Source organism: Streptomyces albiflavescens (genome assembly GCF_014645835.1).
Taxonomy (GTDB): domain Bacteria; phylum Actinomycetota; class Actinomycetes; order Streptomycetales; family Streptomycetaceae; genus Streptomyces; species Streptomyces albiflavescens.
In genome coordinates this window covers 61,311-81,049 of record NZ_BMMM01000033.1, presented here as the reverse complement: position 1 = coordinate 81,049, position 19,739 = coordinate 61,311, and the positions used below count along the sequence as shown (strand labels likewise).

Annotated in this window: 19 protein-coding genes; 5 read left to right on the top strand and 14 right to left on the bottom strand. The window is 71.1% G+C overall.

Going from position 1 to position 19,739, the window contains the following annotated elements:
- Positions 1-368 precede the first annotated feature (368 nt).
- The 11 genes from IEY95_RS47345 to IEY95_RS47300 form a co-directional block, all read right to left on the bottom strand.
- Positions 369-1,724 carry a sulfate adenylyltransferase subunit 1 gene (locus IEY95_RS47345; RefSeq protein WP_189192540.1) on the bottom strand — a complete coding sequence of 452 codons (1,356 nt, stop codon included), beginning with the start codon at positions 1,722-1,724 and terminating at the stop codon, positions 369-371.
- A 2-nt stretch (positions 1,725-1,726) separates the two neighbouring features.
- Entirely contained in the window at positions 1,727-2,677 is a 951-nt protein-coding gene (gene cysD, locus IEY95_RS47340; RefSeq protein WP_189192539.1) for a sulfate adenylyltransferase subunit CysD, read from the bottom strand.
- Positions 2,674-3,246, bottom strand: a complete 573-nt coding sequence (gene cysC / locus IEY95_RS47335; protein WP_189192538.1) for an adenylyl-sulfate kinase — start codon at positions 3,244-3,246, stop codon at positions 2,674-2,676. The genes cysD and cysC overlap by 4 nt, the downstream gene beginning before the upstream one ends.
- Entirely contained in the window at positions 3,243-3,953 is a 711-nt protein-coding gene (locus IEY95_RS47330; RefSeq protein WP_189192537.1) for a phosphoadenylyl-sulfate reductase, read from the bottom strand. The genes cysC and IEY95_RS47330 overlap by 4 nt, the downstream gene beginning before the upstream one ends.
- Complete coding sequence (locus IEY95_RS47325) at positions 3,950-4,126, bottom strand: hypothetical protein (protein ID WP_189192536.1); 177 nt, start codon at positions 4,124-4,126, stop codon at positions 3,950-3,952. The genes IEY95_RS47330 and IEY95_RS47325 overlap by 4 nt, the downstream gene beginning before the upstream one ends.
- Positions 4,123-5,817, bottom strand: coding sequence for a nitrite/sulfite reductase (locus IEY95_RS47320; protein WP_189192535.1), 1,695 nt, complete (start codon positions 5,815-5,817; stop codon positions 4,123-4,125). Before IEY95_RS47320 ends, IEY95_RS47325 begins: the two co-directional genes overlap by 4 nt.
- Before the next feature lie 134 nt (positions 5,818-5,951).
- Positions 5,952-6,035, bottom strand: a complete 84-nt coding sequence (locus IEY95_RS50970) for a putative leader peptide (protein WP_309486338.1) — start codon at positions 6,033-6,035, stop codon at positions 5,952-5,954.
- A 139-nt stretch (positions 6,036-6,174) separates the two neighbouring features.
- On the bottom strand, positions 6,175-6,747 hold the full coding sequence (locus tag IEY95_RS47315; protein ID WP_189192534.1) for a GNAT family N-acetyltransferase: 573 nt from the start codon (positions 6,745-6,747) through the stop codon (positions 6,175-6,177).
- Positions 6,748-6,841: 94 nt separating this feature from the next.
- Entirely contained in the window at positions 6,842-8,191 is a 1,350-nt protein-coding gene (locus IEY95_RS47310) for a hypothetical protein (protein ID WP_189192533.1), read from the bottom strand.
- A 323-nt stretch (positions 8,192-8,514) separates the two neighbouring features.
- Positions 8,515-9,813, bottom strand: a complete 1,299-nt coding sequence (locus IEY95_RS47305; protein WP_373294692.1) for a GAF domain-containing protein — start codon at positions 9,811-9,813, stop codon at positions 8,515-8,517.
- A gap of 267 nt (positions 9,814-10,080) precedes the next feature.
- A complete protein-coding gene (locus IEY95_RS47300) occupies positions 10,081-11,715 on the bottom strand; it encodes an acyl-CoA dehydrogenase family protein (RefSeq protein WP_189192531.1) in 1,635 nt (544 codons plus the stop codon).
- Between the two features lie 17 nt (positions 11,716-11,732).
- On the opposite strand from IEY95_RS47300, the gene IEY95_RS47295 reads away from it, so the two are divergent.
- Positions 11,733-12,902: a YihY/virulence factor BrkB family protein gene (locus tag IEY95_RS47295; protein ID WP_189192530.1), complete on the top strand. Its 1,170-nt coding sequence runs from the start codon at positions 11,733-11,735 to the stop codon at positions 12,900-12,902.
- A gap of 56 nt (positions 12,903-12,958) precedes the next feature.
- Here IEY95_RS47295 and IEY95_RS47290 read toward each other — a convergent pair whose 3' ends face one another.
- Positions 12,959-13,801, bottom strand: a complete 843-nt coding sequence (locus IEY95_RS47290) for an NAD(P)H-binding protein (RefSeq protein ID WP_189192529.1) — start codon at positions 13,799-13,801, stop codon at positions 12,959-12,961.
- Between the two features lie 104 nt (positions 13,802-13,905).
- Here IEY95_RS47290 and IEY95_RS47285 point away from each other — a divergent pair, with 104 nt between their 5' ends.
- Both IEY95_RS47285 and IEY95_RS47280 read left to right on the top strand, forming a co-directional pair.
- Positions 13,906-14,841 carry an AraC family transcriptional regulator gene (locus IEY95_RS47285; RefSeq protein WP_189192528.1) on the top strand — a complete coding sequence of 312 codons (936 nt, stop codon included), beginning with the start codon at positions 13,906-13,908 and terminating at the stop codon, positions 14,839-14,841.
- A gap of 10 nt (positions 14,842-14,851) precedes the next feature.
- On the top strand, positions 14,852-15,538 hold the full coding sequence (locus IEY95_RS47280) for a helix-turn-helix transcriptional regulator (protein ID WP_189192527.1): 687 nt from the start codon (positions 14,852-14,854) through the stop codon (positions 15,536-15,538).
- On the opposite strand, the gene IEY95_RS47275 is transcribed toward IEY95_RS47280, so the two are convergent.
- The gene (locus IEY95_RS47275; protein WP_189192526.1) at positions 15,521-15,922 is read right to left on the bottom strand and encodes a VOC family protein; all 402 of its coding nucleotides are present in this window, start codon (positions 15,920-15,922) and stop codon (positions 15,521-15,523) included. The two genes, IEY95_RS47280 and IEY95_RS47275, sit on opposite strands and share 18 nt — an antisense overlap.
- Before the next feature lie 135 nt (positions 15,923-16,057).
- Between IEY95_RS47275 and IEY95_RS47270 the strand changes: the two genes are divergently transcribed.
- Together IEY95_RS47270 and IEY95_RS47265 are read left to right on the top strand one after the other, a co-directional pair.
- Positions 16,058-16,702: a ThuA domain-containing protein gene (locus IEY95_RS47270; protein WP_189192525.1), complete on the top strand. Its 645-nt coding sequence runs from the start codon at positions 16,058-16,060 to the stop codon at positions 16,700-16,702.
- A 201-nt stretch (positions 16,703-16,903) separates the two neighbouring features.
- Positions 16,904-18,604 carry a carboxylesterase/lipase family protein gene (locus IEY95_RS47265; RefSeq protein WP_189192524.1) on the top strand — a complete coding sequence of 567 codons (1,701 nt, stop codon included), beginning with the start codon at positions 16,904-16,906 and terminating at the stop codon, positions 18,602-18,604.
- A 143-nt stretch (positions 18,605-18,747) separates the two neighbouring features.
- Here IEY95_RS47265 and mmuM read toward each other — a convergent pair whose 3' ends face one another.
- Positions 18,748-19,674: a homocysteine S-methyltransferase gene (gene mmuM / locus IEY95_RS47260; protein WP_189192523.1), complete on the bottom strand. Its 927-nt coding sequence runs from the start codon at positions 19,672-19,674 to the stop codon at positions 18,748-18,750.
- Positions 19,675-19,739 lie beyond the last annotated feature (65 nt).

Genomic DNA, 19,739 nt, shown 5'->3' with positions numbered 1-19,739 from the left:
GATCTTCTTCGACCCGGCGGCGACCTTCGCCTTGGTGTCGTCCTTCGCCTCGGAGCCATAACTGCAAGCGGCGAGGCCGAGGAGGGGGAGGGCCACGGCGGCGGCTATGCCGCGACGAACAAAGGCGGAGCGGATGGCAGGCACGGGAGGTGTTCCTCTCGTTGGCCCGGCGGTCACGACTCTCAGGTCGTGGCCGGGAAGTCGGCAGGTCTTCGTTTTCGCAGGCGGTGGGGGGTGAGGGCGCGCAAGCAGTGCGCGTACGTCATCGCGCACATCGCGCCACTCCGCCCTGCCCGCTGCCGAGGGCGCCGCTGCCGACGCGGCCGCCCTCCTTCGCGAACGTGGAGAAGAAGTCGGTGGACGTCATGTCAGAAGTCCCACCCGTCGTCGTCGCCCTCGTCCTTGACCGGCTCGGGGGAGGCGAACGACTCGCCGACCATGCCCGCGGTGAGCGTGGTGCCGTCGGCCGGGTCGATCAGGATGAACGCACCGGTACGGCGGGAGTCGGCGTACGAGTCGAGCGGCAGCGGCTCGGCGGTACGGATCTTGACGCGGCCGATGTCGTTGGCGGCCAGCCGGCCCGGGTGCGGGTGCAGGGAGAGGTCGTCCAGCGTCAGCCGGGACGGGATGTCCTTGACGATCGCCTTCACCGTGCGGGTGCCGTGCTTGAGCAGCACGCGGTGGCCGACGGTGAGCGGCTGGTCGGCCACGTGGCAGACGGTCGCCTCGACGTCCTGGGTCGTGGGCGGCGCGTCCTTGCTCGGCACGATCAGGTCGCCGCGCGAGATGTCGATGTCGTCCTCCAGCAGGAGGGTCACCGACTGCGGGGTCCAGGCCACGTCGACCTGTCGGCCCAGCAGGTCGATGCCGGCGATCTTCGACGTACGACCGGAGGGCAGCACGGTGACGTCGGAGCCGACGCGGAAGGTACCGGCCGCGATCTGACCGGCGTAACCCCGGTAGTCGGGGTGCTCGGCCGTCTGCGGGCGGATCACGTACTGCACGGGCAGCCGGGCGTGGCAGTGCGCCAGGTCGTGGCTGACCGGCACGGTCTCCAGGTGCTCCAGGACCGTCGGACCGCCGTACCAGTCCATGTTCGCGGAGGCTTCCACCACGTTGTCACCGGCGAGCGCCGAGATCGGGATCGCGGTGATCTCGGGGACGCCCAGCTCGGAGGCGTACGCCGTGAACTCCTCGGCGATCGCGGCGAAGACGGACTCCTGATAGTCGACGAGGTCCATCTTGTTGACCGCGAGGACCACGTGCGGGACGCGCAGCAGCGCGGCGACGGCGGCGTGCCGGCGGGTCTGCTCGATGACGCCGTTGCGCGCGTCCACGAGGACGACGGCCAGGTCGGCGGTGGAGGCGCCGGTGACCATGTTCCGGGTGTACTGCACGTGTCCGGGGGTGTCGGCCAGGATGAAGCGGCGGCGTGCGGTGGCGAAGTAGCGGTACGCGACGTCGATGGTGATGCCCTGTTCGCGTTCGGCGCGCAGGCCGTCGGTGAGGAGGGCGAGGTCGGGCGCGTCCTGGCCGCGGCTGGCGGACACGCGCTCGACGGCTTCCAGCTGGTCCGTCAGGACGGACTTGGAGTCGTGCAGCAGACGTCCGACGAGCGTGGACTTGCCGTCGTCGACGGAGCCCGCGGTCGCGAAGCGCAGCAGGGTGGTCGCCGACAACTGCTCGACCGACAAGGGCTCGGTGGGTTCGGTGGTGCTGGTCATGTCTAGAAGTACCCCTCGCGCTTGCGGTCTTCCATCGCGGCCTCGGACATCTTGTCGTCGGCACGGGTGGCGCCGCGCTCGGTGAGCCGGGAGGCGGCGATCTCGGCGATGACGGCGTCCAGCGTGGTCGCGTCGGAGTCGACGGCGCCCGTGCAGGACATGTCGCCGACGGTCCGGTAGCGGACGAGCCGCTTCTCGACCGTCTCGCCGTCCTTCGGGCCGCCCCACTCACCGGCGGTCAGCCACATGCCGGACCGCTTGAAGACCTCACGGTCGTGCGCGAAGTAGATCTCGGGCAGTTCGATGCCCTCGCGGGCGATGTACTGCCAGACGTCGAGTTCGGTCCAGTTGCTGAGCGGGAAGACGCGGACGTGCTCGCCGGGGGCGTGGCGGCCGTTGTAGAGCTGCCACAGTTCGGGGCGCTGGCGGCGTGGGTCCCACTGGGAGAACTCGTCGCGCAGGGAGAAGACGCGTTCCTTGGCGCGGGCCTTCTCCTCGTCGCGGCGTCCGCCGCCGAAGACGGCGTCGAAGCGTTCGGACTGGATCTTCTCGGTGAGCGGCACGGTCTGCAGCGGGTTGCGGGTGCCGTCGGGGCGTTCGCGCAGCACACCGCGGTCGATGTAGTCCTGTACGGAGGCGACGTGCAGGCGCAGACCGTGCTTCTGGACGGTGCGGTCGCGGTACTCGAGGACCTCGGGGAAGTTGTGCCCGGTGTCCACGTGCAGCAGCGAGAAGGGGATCGCCGCGGGGGCGAACGCCTTCAGCGCGAGGTGCAGCATGACGATGGAGTCCTTGCCGCCGGAGAACAGGATCACCGGCCGCTCGAACTCGCCCGCGACCTCGCGGAAGATGTGGACGGCCTCGGACTCCAGCGCGTCCAGGTGCGACAGCGCGTACGGGCTGGACTCCTCGGAATCGCCGGCTGCCGCGGAGACAGTGGCTGCGGTCGTCATGCGAGACCCCTCTCGGTGAGCAGCGCATGCAGCGCGGCCGCGGACTCCTGCACGGTCTGGGTGTGCGACTCGATCCGCAGATCGGGCGACTCGGGCTCCTCGTAGGGGTCGTCGACACCGGTGAGGCCGGAAATCTCGCCCGCGGCCTGCTTGGCGTACAGGCCCTTCACATCGCGTACGGAGCAGACCTCGACCGGGGTGGCGACGTGGACCTCGATGTACGGCGTGCCGCCCGTCTGGTGGCGCCCGCGCACCGCCTCACGGCTGTCCGCGTAGGGCGCGATCACCGGGACGAGCGCCTTGACTCCGTTGCGCGAGAGCAGTTCGGCGAGGAAACCGATGCGCTGTACGTTCGTGTCGCGGTCCTCGCGCGAGAAGCCGAGACCCGACGAGAGGAACTCGCGGATCTCGTCGCCGTCGAGCACCTCGACGCGGTGGCCTTCCTCGCGCAGCCGTCCCGCCAGCTCGTACGCGATGGTGGTCTTGCCGGCGCTCGGCAGACCCGTGAGCCAGATGGTGGCTCCGGTCGTCACTTGCTGCTCCTGAGAAATCTGAGTGGTCGTGGTCATCCGTGCAGCCCGCACTCGGTCTTCGCGCGGCCCGCCCAGCGGCCGGCGCGCGCATCCTCGCCCTCCAGCACACGCCGGGTGCAGGGCGCGCATCCGACGGAGGCGTAACCGTCCATCAGCAGCGGGTTGGTGAGGACCCCGTGCTCGGCGACGTACGCGTCCACGTCGTCCTGCGTCCAGCGGGCGATCGGCGAGATCTTCACCTTCTGCCGCTTCTCGTCCCAGCCGACGACCGGGGTGTTCGCCCGGGTCGGGGACTCGTCGCGGCGCAGCCCGGTCGCCCACGCGTCGTACTTGGTCAGACTCTCCTCGAGGGGCTTGACCTTGCGCAGCGCGCAGCACAGGTCCGGGTCGCGGTCATGCAGCTTGGGGCCGTACTCGGCGTCCTGCTCGGCGACCGTCTGGCGCGGGGTGAGCGTGATGACGTTGACGTCCATCACGGCCTCGACCGCGTCGCGGGTGCCGATGGTCTCCGGGAAGTGGTAGCCGGTGTCGAGGAAGACGACGTCGACACCGGGGAAGGCGCGGGACGCGAGGTGGGCGACCACCGCGTCCTCCATGGAGGAGGTCACGCAGAACTTCTTGCCGAACGTGTCGGCGGCCCACTGGAGGATCTCCAGGGCGGAGGCGTCCTCCAGGTCGCGCCCCGCCTGCTCGGCGAGACTCTTCAAGTCCTCGCCCGTACGCTCTTCCTGAATGGTCGTCATATCTCTGCCCCTCCGTGATCCTGCTGAAGACCCCGGGCGAGCAGCCCGAGGAACTTCAGCTGGAAGGCTCGATTGCACGCCGCGCATTCCCACGCGCCGTGGCCCTGCTCGCTCGGACGAAGGTCTTCGTCACCGCAGTAGGGGCAGTAGAAGGGGGCGGCCCGCTCGCTCATGACAGCGACTCCTCGCTGGCGCGCGAGGCCCAGGCGGCGAAGCGCTCGCCGTCCTCACGCTCCTCCTGGAAGTGCTTCAGGACCCGCTCGACGTAGTCGGGCAGCTCCTCCGAAGTGACCTTCAGGCCACGGACCTTGCGGCCGAAACCGGCCTCCAGGCCGAGCGCGCCGCCCAGGTGCACCTGGAAGCCCTCGACCTGCTCGCCCTGGTCGTTGAGGACCAGCTGGCCCTTGAGACCGATGTCCGCGACCTGGATACGGGCGCAGGCGTTCGGGCAGCCGTTGATGTTGATGGTGATCGGCTCGTCGAACTCGGGGATGCGGCGCTCGAGTTCGTCGATCAGCGAAGCACCGCGCGCCTTGGTCTCGACGATCGCGAGCTTGCAGTACTCGATGCCGGTGCAGGCCATGGTGCCGCGCCGGAAGGGGGAGGGCTTGGCGGTCAGGTCCAGGGCCTCCAGGGCCTCGACCAGCGACTCGACCTGCGCCTCCTCGACGTCGAGGACGATCATCTTCTGCTCGACGGTGGTCCGGACCCGGCCCGAGCCGTGCGCCTCCGCCAGCTCGGCGATCTTCGTCAGCATGGTGCCGTCGACGCGGCCGACACGCGGGGCGAAACCGACGTAGTAGCGGCCGTCCTTCTGCCGGTGCACACCGACGTGGTCGCGCCAGCGCGCCACGGGCTCGGCGGGCGCGGGGCCGTCGACGAGCTCGCGCTTGAGGTACTCGTCCTCCAGCACCTGGCGGAACTTCTCCGCGCCCCAGTCCGCGACCAGGAACTTCAGGCGGGCGCGGGTGCGCAGCCGCCGGTAGCCGTAGTCGCGGAAGATGCCGATCACACCGGCCCAGACGTCCGGGACCTCGTCCAGCGGGACCCAGGCACCCAGCCGGACGCCGATCTTCGGGTTGGTGGACAGTCCGCCGCCGACCCACAGGTCGAAGCCCGGGCCGTGCTCGGGGTGCTCCACGCCGACGAACGCGACGTCGTTGATCTCGTGAGCGACGTCGAGGAGCGGGGAACCAGAGATCGCCGTCTTGAACTTGCGCGGCAGGTTGGAGAATTCCTTGCTGCCGATGTAGCGGCTGTGGATCTCGTCGATGGCCGAGGTGCCGTCGATGATCTCGTCCTCGGCGATCCCGGCGACGGGCGACCCGAGGATGACGCGGGGCGTGTCACCGCAGGCCTCGGTCGTGGACAGGCCCACAGCCTCCAGGCGCTCCCAGATCTCCGGGACGTCCTCGATGCGGATCCAGTGGTACTGGATGTTCTGCCGGTCGGTCAGGTCGGCGGTGCCACGCGCGAACTCCTGCGAGATCTCACCGATGACGCGCAGCTGCTCGGTGGTCAGCCGGCCGCCGTCGATGCGGACGCGCAGCATGAAGTGCTTGTCGTCCAGCTCCTCGGGCTCCAGGATCGCGGTCTTGCCGCCGTCGATCCCGGGCTTGCGCTGGGTGTACAGACCCCACCAGCGCATCCGGCCGCGCAGGTCGTTGGGGTCGATCGAGTCGAAGCCCCGCTTGGAGTAGATCGTCTCAATGCGTGTCCGCACATTGAGACCGTCGTCGTCCTTCTTGAACTGTTCGTTGCCGTTGAGCGGGGTGAAGTGACCCACGGCCCACTGACCCTCGCCGCGGTGACGGCTCACCTTGCGGCGCGGCGCGGCGGCGGGATTCTGCGGGGTGGCGGCCATGGTTGCTACGTCCTTCGAGACTGCGGGACAGGTCTGTCGCGGCTCTGACCTGCGCATACGGGCGCATACGGATGTATGGGCGCGTCACTGCGCAAGGCTCGCAAAAGGGAAAGGGTCGGGCGGAGCTGGGCTGGTCAGCTCGCCGGACAGATGGCGCTGGACATGCGGCCGAGGTCGACGTGCCGCCGACTCACCAAGGCAATTCCAGTTCCAGACATGACGGAAGCGTGTCACGAGGATCTCGGGCCAGTCCACCGTCATCCATCATGTGGACACCCTTGTCCCGAATCATGAGACAAGGGTGTCGTCGGTCACACGGCCGGGCCTCCGACCGTACCGAATCGGGTCATCAGCAGGTCAGACCGCTCGCGCCCCCGGCCAGGGGCCCGGTGTGGCCGCGTCCGTCTCCTCCTCGACCTTGGTGTCGAAGAGCCTGAAGCCACGCCGCAGGTAGTTGTCCATCGCGTGCTCCCCGTCCTTGCTGCACGTATGCAGCCAGACCCGCTTGGTCTCGGCCCGCCCCGGCCAGCGCTCGGCCAAGTCCCAGGCCCGCGCGACGCCGTACGAGAGGAGGTGTCCGCCGATGCGGCGTCCGCGGAAGGCGGGGATCAGCCCGAAATAGACGATCTCCACGATGCCGTCGTCCTGGGGATCCAGCTCGACGTAGCCGGCGGGCGTCCCCCTGTCGTAGGCGACCCAGGTCTCCACGCCCGGCCTCTCCAGCGCCTCCTGCCACTGCGCGTACGTCCAGCCGAGCCGGTCCGTCCAGCGGATGTCCCCGCCGACCGACGTGTATAGGAAGCGGCTGAACTCCGGCGAGTGGACCTCCGCGCGCACGATCCGGACGTCCCCGTCGGGTGCGATCGCGGGGAGCAGGTCCGTCGGGGCCGTCTGCTCCAGGGACCAGGTGGTCACGGTGAGGTTGCTCATGCGGGCCAGGGAACCATGGGGGCGGGTGCGTCTCCAAAAGCGACTCCCGGGAGCTCGCCGGGTCCCCTGCCCGGAGAACCCTTGCAGACAGGCCCTAGTCCAGCGAGCTGTCGACCGAGGGCAGCGGGACCGCGTACAGCACGCGTTCCGCCCCCGCTCCGGTCAGCGTCCACAGCTCGCCCGTTTCCTGCCAGTAGGAGAGGGACTCGCCGCCCTGACCCCAACACGCGTGCGACCGGTCCGCGGTGCAGGTGGCCGCCTTGGCGCCGTGCTCGGTCTGCCGCCAGAGGGTGTCGTGCCGGGTGCCGCTGTCGGGTGTGTGGCCGACGTACCAGTCCGCCTTGCGCGCGCCGGTCGGCCTGTGGGAGAGGGCGCCGGACAGACCGGTGCCCTTGGTCTCGTAGGCCTCGACGGCGTCGACGTACCCCTGGGAGTCGGCGAGCAGGCCCGTGCGGTAGGCCGCGGTGCTGTAGGAGTACCGCCAGACTCGGGCCCGCTCCGCACCGTCGGGCCTGGACCGCTCGGTCGCGACCAGGCTGTCCGGCGTCGAGGTGCGGTCCAGGGAGAGGGAGCCGAAGCAGGGGACCGCGCGGCCGCCGGTGCCGCACGCACCGTCGGGTACGTCGTACGAGCCGATGGCCGGGAGCACGTACCGGTAGCCGTCCGCCGAGTAGCCGCCGCTCACTCTGCCGACGGCGCCGCTGTTCACGTCGGCCTTCAGGATGCGGTGCATGTCGAAGACGAGGAGGCCCGCGCCGTGCGCGGAGGTGACGATCAGTTTGTCCTGATACCAGACCATGCCGCCCAGGTCGGAGGGGACCGCCGCGAAGTCCTTGCCGCCGTCTCGCGGGGCGACGAGCAGGACCCAGTCGTACGTGAGGGCGTGCGGGTCGGTCGCGTCGACGAAGGCGATCCGGGCCAGGCCCTCGTCCCGGGTCGGCGCCGCGGCCTGGTCGTCGCGGTGCGTCCAGCCGGCCAGGATCACCCGGTGCCGGCCCCACTGGCCGTCGTCGTCGGCGTCGCCCGACGTGGTGACGGAGCGCGGTTGCCACTGCCGGGTCTTCGCGTCACCGCTCTCCCAGCAGTACGCGCGGGTGGCCGTCGGCTCGACCGGAAGCGCTGCGCGCTCGCCGGTGGCGCAGTCGGCCTCGTCGCGCATCGAGCGGTCGGCGTCCCGGAGGACGCCGTCGACGCCGACGTTCCCGCCCATGTCCTTGGTGAGCGTGTCGAGGGTGTCCCGGGCGACCGGATTCTCGTGGAGTCGCAGCTTGCCGGTCGCGGCCGCCGAGGTGAGCGGGGTCAGGCCGCCCGGAGTGCCGCTGCCCGTGGCCTGGGAGGTGCTGATCAGGGTGGCGGCCGCGGTGAGCGCGAGGGCGGTTCCGGCCAGGGTGGCGCGCAGCGCCTGTCCCCTTCTGCGACGACGGTGCCTGCCGCGGTGCTTCATGCGTCCTCCCGAGGAAGGCCAACTGCCTCTCACGCTCCGGGCGTTGACGGAGAGACGGGTGGGGTGGCCTGGGAGGAGATGCTACGGCAGAGACCGGCGGGCCCGGTCGAAGACCGCGGAACACGCTCACGAAATACGCACGTGACGACACTCGTTGGGCGCGAGAGGGATTCTTTCGCCCCCGCCGCCCCTACCCAGCCCATCCTTCTGGGGCTCCGCCCCAGGCCCCGGCCCGGGACGCTGAGCTCCTGGACTCCTGCCCGGGGCGCTGCCCTTGGACCCTGCCCCAGGCCCCCGTGCGGCAGGCCCGACCGCCCCCGTTCTCAAACGCCCGGCGGGCCGGCGGTGCCCGACCGTGCGGCCACCACCGTCGGTGCCGTCGAATGGGGGAGCAGGTCCAGTGGGTCGTTCGGGAGCAGGACCTCGATGTCCACCTCCTCGCGGTAGCGGTAGGGGCGGTGGTCGAGGAGGCCTGTGAGGCGTCGGCGTAGGCGGGAGAGTTCGGCGCGGACGGTCACCGTGCGGGTCGGGTCGTCGAAGAGGTCGACCGCGAGTTGGGCCGCGCTGCGGCCGTGCCGGTGCACGGCGAGGACGTAGAGAAGCTCGGCGTGGCGTGGGGTCAGGTCCTGTGCCCAACTGCCCGCCGCGCCGGTGATGGTGGCGCACGGCCGCCGGGGTTCGGTGAGGTCGAGCACCACACGGCTGGCGCACCCGGAGGTCTCGGTCTCCGTGACCCGTAGCAGCCAGCCGCCGGGCATCGGCTCCGCGACGCACGTCCCGAGGGCGGGCAGCCAGATCGGGCCCGCGCCGAGGGAGCTGGGCAGCGCGACCCGGTCGACGGGCGGCATCCCCGTGACGGCCGCGAGCCAGCCGTTCGTGTCCACCACCAGCGCCTTGCCGCCCAGCCGGCACAGGATGGGCGCGGCCACCGCGCGCAGCCGCTCGATGCCCGTCAGATGCCTGCTGCGCAGCTCGCTCTCGGCCAGCCGGGACACCGAGTCGACCAGAGCGAGCGTGGCCGGGTGAAAGGTGCTGTCCGGGCCGCTGACGTCGATGATGCCGAGCAGCCGCCCGTCGCGCGGGTCGTGCACCGGCGCGGCGGCGCAGGTCCAGTCGTGCAGTGTGCGCACGAAGTGCTCGGCCGAGTGCACCTGGACCGGTGTCCCCGCCGTCAACGCCGTACCGATCGCGTTGGTGCCCGTCGTGTCCTCGCTCCAGGCGGCGCCCTCCTCCAGACAGATGGTGTCGGCCCGGCGCAGCACCCCCGCGTTGCCCTCGCGCCACAGCACCCGGCCCTCCGGGTCAGTGACCACCATGATCTGCAGGGACGCGTCGGCGACCGAGCCCAGCCCGCCACTGAGGACGGGCATCACATCGGCGAGGGCGGTGGATGTACGGCGATGTTCGAGTTCGTCCGTCTGCAACAGTTCGCTGTCCGTGCTTTGTTCGGGATCGACCCCGAAACGTTTCACTCGTTGCCAAGACTGACCGATAACCGGCCGGGGAGCGATCGGGGAGCGTTCGCCTCTGAGCGTTGCGGCCCAGGTTTCCTGGAGACGCCGGACGGTTTCGGACGCGTCCGGCGGAGCGAAGCGGACGGGGTTGAACGATGTGGTCTTCACAGGGCACTCCCCAAACCAGTACCGCGTACGAGCTGTGACGCCGCCGTCACCCCACATCGTGCCTGCTCTCGGCCCGGGACGCCGGAAGTTCGCACAAGGAGGGCAAACGAATGCAACGGTCTGCAACTCTCGCCAACGGTCACAAGGTTCCTTGAAACTGACAACGACGTCGCCTGCGCGGCGTCCGAGCTCCTGGAAACGGGGCGAGCAAGCGGGGGTGGTGCCGTGTCGGCGCAGCACCACTCCCGCATCAGCCCCGGCGACTCCTCACGACACGGGCCGCGCCCGCTCCACCACCGTGGCCAGATCCAAACTGTGCGGCAGGGTACCGAAGGCCGAACCCCAGTCCCCGCCCAGCCGTGAGGCGCAGAACGCGTCGGCGACCTCCGGGGGCGCGTACCGGACGAGCAGCGAACCCTGGAGCACCGTCGCGATGCGCTCGACGAGCCGACGGGCGCGCCCCTCGATGCCGTCCAGGTCGGCGAGTTCGGCCAGCAGGTTCTTGATGGCTCCGTCGAGACGGTGGTCGGCGCCCCGGGCCCGGCCCACCTCCCGCAAGTACGCGTCGAGCGCCCCAGGCTCCCGCTGCAGCGCGCGCAGCACGTCCAGTGCCTGCACATTGCCCGCGCCCTCCCAGATGGAGTTGAGCGGCGACTCGCGCAGCAGCCGGGGCATGCCGGACTCCTCGACGTACCCGTTGCCACCCAGGCACTCCAGCGCCTCCACCGCCACCGGCGTACACCGCTTGGTCACCCAGTACTTGGCGGCCGGCACCGCGAGCCGCAGGAACGCCCGCTCCTGCTCGCCGCCGTCGTCGTACGCGGCGGCCAGCCGCAGCGCGAGCGTCGTCGCCGCCTCCGACTCCAGTGCCAGGTCCGCCAGTACGTTCCTCATCAGCGGTTTGTCGATGAGCTTGCCGCCGAACGCCTGGCGGTAGGTGCAGTGGTGGACGGCCTGCGCGACGGCCTGCCGCATCAGCGAGGCGGAGCCGAGCACACAGTCCAGCCGGGTCGCCGCGACCATCTCGATGATGGTGCGCACCCCGCGCCCCTCGTCGCCGACCCGGCGTGCCCAGGTCCCGTCGAACTCGACCTCGCTCGACGCGTTCGACCTGTTGCCGAGCTTGTCCTTGAGCCGCTGGATACGGAATACGTTCCGGGTGCGGTCCTCCAGGACGCGCGGGACGAGGAAGCAGGTGAGCCCGCCGGGAGCCTGCGCGAGCACCAGGAAACCGTCCGACATCGGCGCCGAGCAGAACCATTTGTGGCCGGTCAGCTCGTACGTCCCGTCCTCGGCGAGCGGTCGCGCCTCGGTCGTATTGGCGCGTACGTCACTGCCGCCCTGCTTCTCCGTCATCCCCATGCCGAAGAGCACGCCGGCCTTCTCGGCGGCGGGCCGCAGCCCCGGGTCGTAGACCGTGGACGTCAGCCGCGGCTCCCACTCCGCGGCGAGCGCCGGGTCGGTGCGCAGCGCGGGCACCGCCGCGTGGGTCATCGACAGCGGGCAGCCGTTGCCCGCTTCGACCTGCGTCCAGATCACGAAGGCGGCCGCCCGCCTGAGGTGCCCGCCGGGGCGCGACCAGGCCGAGGTCAGCCCCGCCGACACGCCCTTGCCGAGCAGGCGGTGCCAGGCGGGATGGAACTCGACCTCGTCGGTCCGGTTGCCGTAGCGGTCGTGCGTACGCAGCTTGGGCGGGTTCTCGTTGGCCAGTACCCCCCACTCCTGCACCTGAGCGGAACCGGACGTGCGTCCCAGCACCGTCAGCTCCTCGCGCGCCTCGTCCAGCAGCTCTGGATCAAGATGCCGGTCGACCGCCTCCACGAGGACCCGGTCGGCGGCGAATACGTCATATCCGACCAGGGGCGGAGCCTGGTTGGTCACGGTGTGGGTGCTGGCTGCCATACGGATACGGTAAGGACGTGCACCAGGCAAAAGAAACACCTGAACGGCCTCCCTCGGGCCGCTTCCACCGCGCTCGCGCGCTGTATCGGAACGTATCGAAGCGCAGGACCGCCTGGCTGCTGCTCAAGGACACCGTCAACTCGTGCATGGAGTACCGGATCCTGGGTCTGGCGGCCGAGGCCGCCTTCTTCACGCTCCTGTCCGTGCCGCCACTGCTGCTGAGCATGATCGGGCTGCTCGGATACGTGGACGACTGGACCGGCGCGGACACGATCGCCAGCCTGGAGTCCAACATCCTGGAGGCCTCCCGCACGGTCCTCACCGAGAAGGGCGTGCACCAGATCGCCGAGCCGATCCTGCACGACGTGATGAAGGGCGGCCGTCCCGACATCATCTCCCTCGGTTTTCTGTTCGCCCTGTGGTCGGGCTCCCGCGCGGTGAACGTCTTCATCGACACGATCACCGTGATGTACGGCCTCGACGGCACCCGCGGGATCGTGAAGACCCGCGTGATGTCGTTCCTGCTCTTCATCGTGGCGCTGCTGATCGGCTCGGTCGCGCTGCCGCTGATGGTGGCGGGCCCGGACGCGGTGGTGAACTTCGTGCCATGGTCGACGACCGTCGTACAGGTCCTGTACTGGCCCGTCGTCATCGTGCTGTCGGTCGTCTTCCTCACGACGCTCTACCACGTGTCCGTGCCGGTGCGCTCTCCGTGGGTCGAGGACGTGCCGGGTGCCCTGGTGGCCCTCGCCATGTGGGTGCTGGGCAGCTTCCTGCTCCGTATCTACCTGACCAACACCGTCGAGGGCCCCACGATCTACGGCTCGCTCGCCGCGCCCGTCGCCGTCCTGCTGTGGATCGGTGTGTCCGCGTTCGCGGTCCTGGTCGGCGCCGCCGTCAACGCCGCCATCGACCGTGTCTGGCCGGCCGCCGCCACGGCCGCCGCCCGCGCCGCGAACGAGCGCCTGCGGCAGGAGCAGGCGGCCGAGTACGTCGCCCGTGCGGCCGCCGCCCGCTCGTACGACGCCGACATCGACCCCGACGACCCGGACATGCCCTCCGAGTTCCCGGAACGCTGGTCGCGCTTCCTGCCGCCGGAGGACGTGACGTCCCGGCTGCGCACGCATGCGAAGAGCACGCATCACCATCCGCACCGGAACGGGGACGCACCGCCTACGGGAGAGTGACAGCACCGCCTCCGGGGGGAGTGACAGCAGCGCCTCCGGCGGAGTGACAGCGGGCGTTACGCCTTCCACACCCCCGCCGCCGCGGCCTCCCGCGCGAAATCGGAGAAGTCGCGGGGCTCGCGGCCCAGGATCTGCTGGACGCCGTCCGACAGATAGGAGTTGCGGCCGTCGAGAAGGCTCTCGAAGAGCTCGACGAGGAACTCGACCTCCTCGGGCGGCACCCCGAACCCCGCCAGGTTGTCGCCGTACTGGCGCGCTGTCACCGGGGTGTACGTCAGCTCGCTGCCCGTCGCCCCGGAGATCTCCGCGACCGCCTCGCGGAAGGTCAGCAGCCGGGACCCCGAGATGGCGAGATCCTGGCCGACATAGCGGTCGCCCGATGTCAGCGCGGCCACCACGACGTCCGCGATGTCCCGCACGTCGATGAACGGCTCGCGCACCTCACCTGCCGGGAAGATCAGCTCCCCGTGGCGCAGCCCCTCCACCAGCGGGCCTTCGCTGAAGTTCTGCGCGAACCAGGCGGCCCGTACGACCGTCCAGTCCGCGCCCGACGCCTTCAGCGCCTCCTCGGTGGGCCGGGCACGCTCCTCGCCCCGCGACGACAGCAGCACGAGCCGCCGTACGCCGTGATCGACCGCCTGCCGCCCGAGAGCACCGACGGCCGAGGCGGCCCGGGGGGAGCCGACGTCGGACGGGTAGACGAGATACGCCGCGTCCGCACCCCGCAGGGAGTCCGCCCATGTCGTCGGGTTCTCCCAGTCGAAGCCCTGGGAACGGGATGCGGCCCGCACCGTGAGACCGGCCGCCCGCGCGGCCTCCGCGACCCGGCGCCCTGTCCGCCCCGAAGCCCCTGTGACCAGTACCGTCATGTCGTGTGTACGTGCCGTGTCGTCCGTCATGCAGCCAGTGAACTGCCGTGCCCGGCAAGGGACCATCGCTGAACGGCTCATTCCCATAAGCGCACGTCTACGACAGGGTCCGGGAGGGCGTTTACGCTGACGCCATGGACGCACTCGCAGGCCTGTTGGAGGGTCCACGCGCGCGGGGCGCCTTCATGATCCGTGCGTGCTTCGACCCGCCGTGGTGCGTACGCGTGGAGGACCGCGCCCCCCTGACGATCATGCTGGTGGTGCGCGGCGACGCCTGGGTCGTGCCGGACGGCGGACAGCCGCTGCCGCTGCGGGCGGGCGACCTGGCCATCGCGCGCGGCCCGGACCCGTACCTCTGCGCCGACGACCCGAAGACCGCGCCCCAGGCGGTGATCCTGCCGGGCGGCGAGTGCACCTACCCCGACGGGCGCTCCCTGAAGGGTCACTGGGAACTCGGCGTACGCAGCTGGGGCGACCGGCTGGACGGCTCCACGGTGCTGCTGATCGGGACGTACATGATGCAGGGCGAGGTCAGCCGCAGGCTGTTGGACGCCCTGCCTCCGCTCCTCTCGCTCACCTCGGACGTGTGGGAGTGCCCGCTGACCCCGATCCTCGCCGAGGAGATGGTGCGCGACGAGCCCGGGCAGGAGGTCGTCCTCGACCGGCTCCTCGACCTGCTGATGATCGCCTCGCTGCGGGCCTGGTTCTCCCGCCCCGAGGCCGCCGCCCCCGCCTGGTACCGGGCTCTCGCCGACCCGGTCGTGGGCCGGGTGCTCCGGCTCGTGCAGGACGACCCGGCCCACCCCTGGACGGTGGCGACTCTCGCCGCCAAGGCCGGGGTCTCGCGCGCCGCCCTGGCCCGGCGCTTCAGCGAACTCGTGGGCGAGCCCCCGATGGCCTACCTGACCGGCTGGCGCCTGGCCCTGGCCGCCGACCGCCTGCGCGAAACGGACGACACCCTCGACTCGATCGCCCGGCACGTCGGCTACGGCAGCGCGTTCGCGCTCTCCAGCGCGTTCAAGCGGGTGTACGGCGTCAGCCCACAGGAACACCGGGCGCGGGCGGCGTAGCCTGACGCACGTGTACGAGGAGCGTGCGTCCAGGCTCGCGGGCGCGGTGGCGTGGTCCCGCGCGATCGCCGGTCCGTCGGTGGCGCCCGTCCTGCCCGACGGCTGCATGGATCTGCTGTGGACCGAGGGGCGGCTGCTGGTGGCCGGTCCTGACACACGGGCGTACGTTCCCGACGGTGTGCCCGGTGGCTGGGCGGGCGTCCGCTTCTACCCCGGTACGGCGCCCGCGTTGCTGGGCGTACCCGCGTATGAACTCCGAGACCGGCGTGTCGAGTTGGCCGACCTGTGGCCCGCCGCCCGGGTGCGGCGCCTCACGGAGAAGGTCGACGGGGCCCCGGACCCCGTGAGCGCCCTCGAAGAGGTGGCCCTGGAGCGTGCGGCGGACACGGAACCCCCTGATCCGCTGCTGCGCGGCGTGGTCGCGGCCCTCGACGCGGGCCGCCCGGTCGCCGCGGTCGCCGATGAACTGGGCCTGAGCGCACGGCAGTTGCATCGCCGCTCGCTGGCCGCGTTCGGCTACGGGCCGAAGATGCTGGCCCGGGTGCTGAGGCTGCAGCGCGCCCTCGCGCTGGCCCGGGGCGGGGTGCCCCTGGCGGAGACGGCGGCCCGCGCCGGGTTCGCCGACCAGGCCCACCTGGCGCGGGACGTACGGGAGTTGGCGGGGGTGCCGACGCGAGAGCTACTGGGTCTCCGGTAGCCGCGCGAACAGGTCGACGCCGTTGCCGTCCGGGTCGTGCACGACCGCGTACCGCATGCCCCAGAAGGCGTCCCACGGCTTGAGCTCGCCGTGATGACCGGCGCCGACCAGGTCCTCGTACACGGAGTCGACCTCCGTCGGACTGTCGCAGAGGAAGGCGAGCGAGACTCGTCCGCCTCCGCTGGGCGGCCGCCACCCCGCGTGGAACGACCGAACCGTCTCCTCCGTGTCCAGCGCCAGCCGCAGTCCGCCGGGCAGTTCGGCCTCGACGTGCGGCTGGTCCTCCGAGCCGTCGGGGAAGACGAGCCCGAGGCGGCGGTAGAAGGCGAGGGAGGCGGCCATGTCGGAGACGACGAGACCGATCACATCGAATCGTGGAGTCATGAGGTCACGGTAGGCAGGGGGTGGGAGGGAGTCTTGGACGAATCGGACGCGACACGGCGTGGGTGCCCAACCGGTTCCTCGGGGGCTCCGCCCACGGGCCTCGCGCCCGTCCCACCACGGACATAGGCTCGGGCCATGCCCCCGCGCCTGCTCGTCTGCACCCGCACCACGGGTTACCGGCACGACTCCATCCCGGACGCCATCGCCGCCGTACGCACCCTCGGAGAGTTCGAGGTCGACGCCACCGAGGACCCCGCGGCGTTCGAGGGGCCCTTGGACGCGTACGCCGCGGTCGTCTTCCTCTCCACGAGCGGGGATGTGCTGACTCCGCGAGGGCGTGACCGTCTCGCGGCCTACGTCGAGGGAGGCGGCGGGTTCGTCGGGGTGCACGCGGCCGCGTGCACCGAGTACCACTGGCCCTACTACGGCGAGCTGCTCGGCGCGCGCTTCGACCGGCACCCGGAGTATCAGCCGGGCAAGGCCGTCGTCGAGGACCGGGAGCATCCGGCGACCCGACATCTGCCGCCCGTCTGGGAGTTCACGGACGAGTGGTACGACTTCCGGGCCAGCCCGCGTGGTTCGGTGCGCGTGCTCGCCTCCTCCGACGAATCCTCGTACGAGGGGGGCGGCATGGGCGACGACCATCCGCTGGTGTGGTGCCGCGAACAGGGTGCTGGCAAGGTTTTCTACACCGCCCTCGGGCACGCCTCCGAGGCCTACGACGATCCGGACTTCCGGGCACATCTGCTGGGCGGCATCACCTGGGTTTCCAAGGGGTAGTCGGTGCCGGGCCCGACGGCGAACTCGCTGCCGAATCCGAGTGGGGCGAAACGGTACTGAGGCCGCTTTGATGTGCGCCAAACAGGGCCGCTCACGGCCACAGAGACGACGTCCGCCGGAATGACGTCCGAAGGAATACCCGGAAGTGATGTGATGCTCTGATGTGAACGGTTTGTGAGTCGGCGAGGAGCTGGTGGTCGCATGGCGGTGCGCGCGGTGGACTCGGTTTCGGAGACGAAGGACCCGGTGGTCAGCACCCCCTACGGGGCGGTGCGCGGCCGGTACGAGAACGGGATCGCCGTCTTCCGCGGCATCCCCTACGCGGCACCGCCGTTCGGCCCCCACCGCTTCCGGCCCCCGGCGCCGCCCGAACCCTGGGACGGTGTGCGCGACGCGGGCGCCTTCGGACCGACGCCGCCCAAGCCGCCGTACTCCGAGGCGTTCGCACGGCTCCTCGCCGACCCCGTCGTGCCCGGCGACGACTGCCTCAACCTCAATGTGTGGACACCGGAGCCGGGACCGGGTGCCCGGCTCCCCGTCATGGTGTGGATCCACGGCGGGGCCCTGACCCGCGGTTCCTCGGCTGTGCCGGTCTACAACGGGCACTCCTTCGCCCGCGACGGAGTCGTCCTGGTGTCCATCAACTACCGCCTGGGTGTGGAGGGTTACGGCCTCTTCCCCGACGTGCCCGCCAACCCCGGGCTGCGCGACCAGCTGGCCGCGCTGGAGTGGGTGCGTGAGGCGATCACGCGGTTCGGCGGCGACCCCGACCGGGTCACCGTCTTCGGCGAGTCGGCCGGCGCCATCAGCATCGGCGCCCTGCTGGCCAGTCCGCGCGCCGCGGGCCTCTTCCATCGTGCCGTTCTGCAGAGCGGGCCGCCCGAGGTGAGCGACCGCGACAAGGTGCGCCGGATGGTGCGCAGGATGGCCACCCGGCTGAAGATCCCGGCGACCGCGGAGGCGTTCGCCGCCGTGAACCGCGACCTGCTTCTGCGCACCCAGGCCGACGTGGGGAAACTCAGCAGCCCGGTGCTCGGCGGACCCGCCTTCGGTATCGTCGTGGACGGCGACCTGGTCCCGCGCGACCCACTGGAGGCCCTCGTCGAGGGCGCCGCGCCGGACGTCGACCTCCTCCTGGGCTGGACCAGCGAGGAGTACCGGCTGTGGCTGGTGCCCGGCGGCCTCCTGGAGCGCGTCGACCGGCTCGGCCCCGTCGCCCTGGCCGGCGCGATGGCCCGCTGCCACTGCGGCCACGAGGTGCCCCGCGGCTACCGCGCCATCCATCCGGACGTGGGCACGGCGGACCTCGTGGGCCAGATGGTCACTGATCACCTCCTGCGGGTCCCACTGCACCGCCTGGCCGACGCGCGAAGGGGCCAATCTCCCGCGTACGTCTACGAGTTCGCCTGGCCGTCGAACGTGCCGGACCTCGGTGCCTGCCACGCCCTGGAGCTGGGCTTCGTCTTCGACACCGCCGACGTACCGGAGTCGGCGAAGCTGGCGGGTGCGGGCGCCCCGCAGGAGCTCGCCGACGCGATGCACTCGGCGTGGGTACGGTTCGCGGTGGAGGGCGACCCCGGGTGGGCCGCCTGGGACGCCTCGCACCCGGTCGGTGTCTTCGGCGGATCCAGCGGATCCAGCGGATCCAGCGGATCCAGCGGATCCGGCACCGGTGAAGTCTTCGGCGGACTCGGCATCGGTGAACCGCGCACGGTCCACGGACCGCGTGATCGAGAACTCGTCCTGTGGGACGCCGAGTTGAGCAAACCCTCCGGTCAACCGGTCGGCTCTCCGGAGTCCACCCCGGCATCGCGCCCCGGCCCCGACTCGCCCACGCGCGGTACGGCACCACTGTCCGCCGTACGCCGCTTCCGTCGCTCCGGCGGCGCCCGTCGGCCCTGACGACACCGAGCCCGGCGAGCGGCTCCGGCCGAACGTGACGGTCGGAACCGGGCCCGTAGGGCATAGGGCATAGGACATAGGACAACGGTCGGACCCGACCCGTAGAACACCGCACGCGCAGGGCTGGAGGTGGCGAAAACCCGTTACGCCGACGCCAGCGTCTCCCTGATCCCCGCGATCGCCCCCGGCCCCACCCGGCAGCACCCCCCGATCAACCGAGCCCCACCCCGTCGCCACCCGGCGACCTGCTCCGTGGTGAACGTGGATCGCCCGGCCCACGCACGGGCCTCCGCGTCCCACACCTCGCCACTGTTCGGGTACACGACGACCGGCTTCCCCGTCACCCGCGCCGCGGTGGCGACGGCCGCGTCCACGTCTTCGGGCGCGCAGCAGTTCACTCCGACCGCGATCACCTCGTCCGCGTCGGCGGCCAGGGCGAACGCCTCCTCCAGGGGCTGCCCGGCCCGCGTACGGTCGCCGGCGACGCTGTACGACAGCCACGCCGGTACGCCCAGCCCGCCCACACCCCGCAACAGAGCCCGTGCCTCGTCGGCGTCCGGCACGGTCTCCAGGGCGAGCACGTCGGGCGCGGCGGCGGCCAGCACCTCCAGGCGGGGTCGGTGGAACCGCTCCAGTTCGCCGACGCTCAGCCCGTACCGGCCCCGGTACTCCGAGCCGTCCGCGAGCATCGCGCCGTAGGGTCCGACCGACGCGGCGACCCACAGAGGCCGCGTGACGCCCTCGGAGGCCGCCCGGCGCGCGGCCTCCCGGGCCAACTCCACACTCAGTCCGAGCAGTTCGGCCGCCCGCCGGTGGCTGATCCCACGCTTGGCGAAGCCCTCGAACGTCGCCTGGTAGCTGGACGTGATCGCCACGTCCGCGCCCGCCTCGAAGTAGGCGAGATGCGCCTCGACGATCGCCTCGGGACGCTCCGCGAGCAGCCGTGCCGACCACAGCTCGTCGCTCAGGTCGTGCCCGGCCGATTCGAGCTGGTTGGACATGCCGCCGTCGAGGACGACGGGCCCGGCGGAGAGCGCTTCGGCGAGGGTGCCGGCGGTGTTGCTGGTCATGACACGACGCTAGTCGATGCGGGGAGCGGCGCCCGCTTGCGTCCGGTCCATGTGTGGCCGCGCGG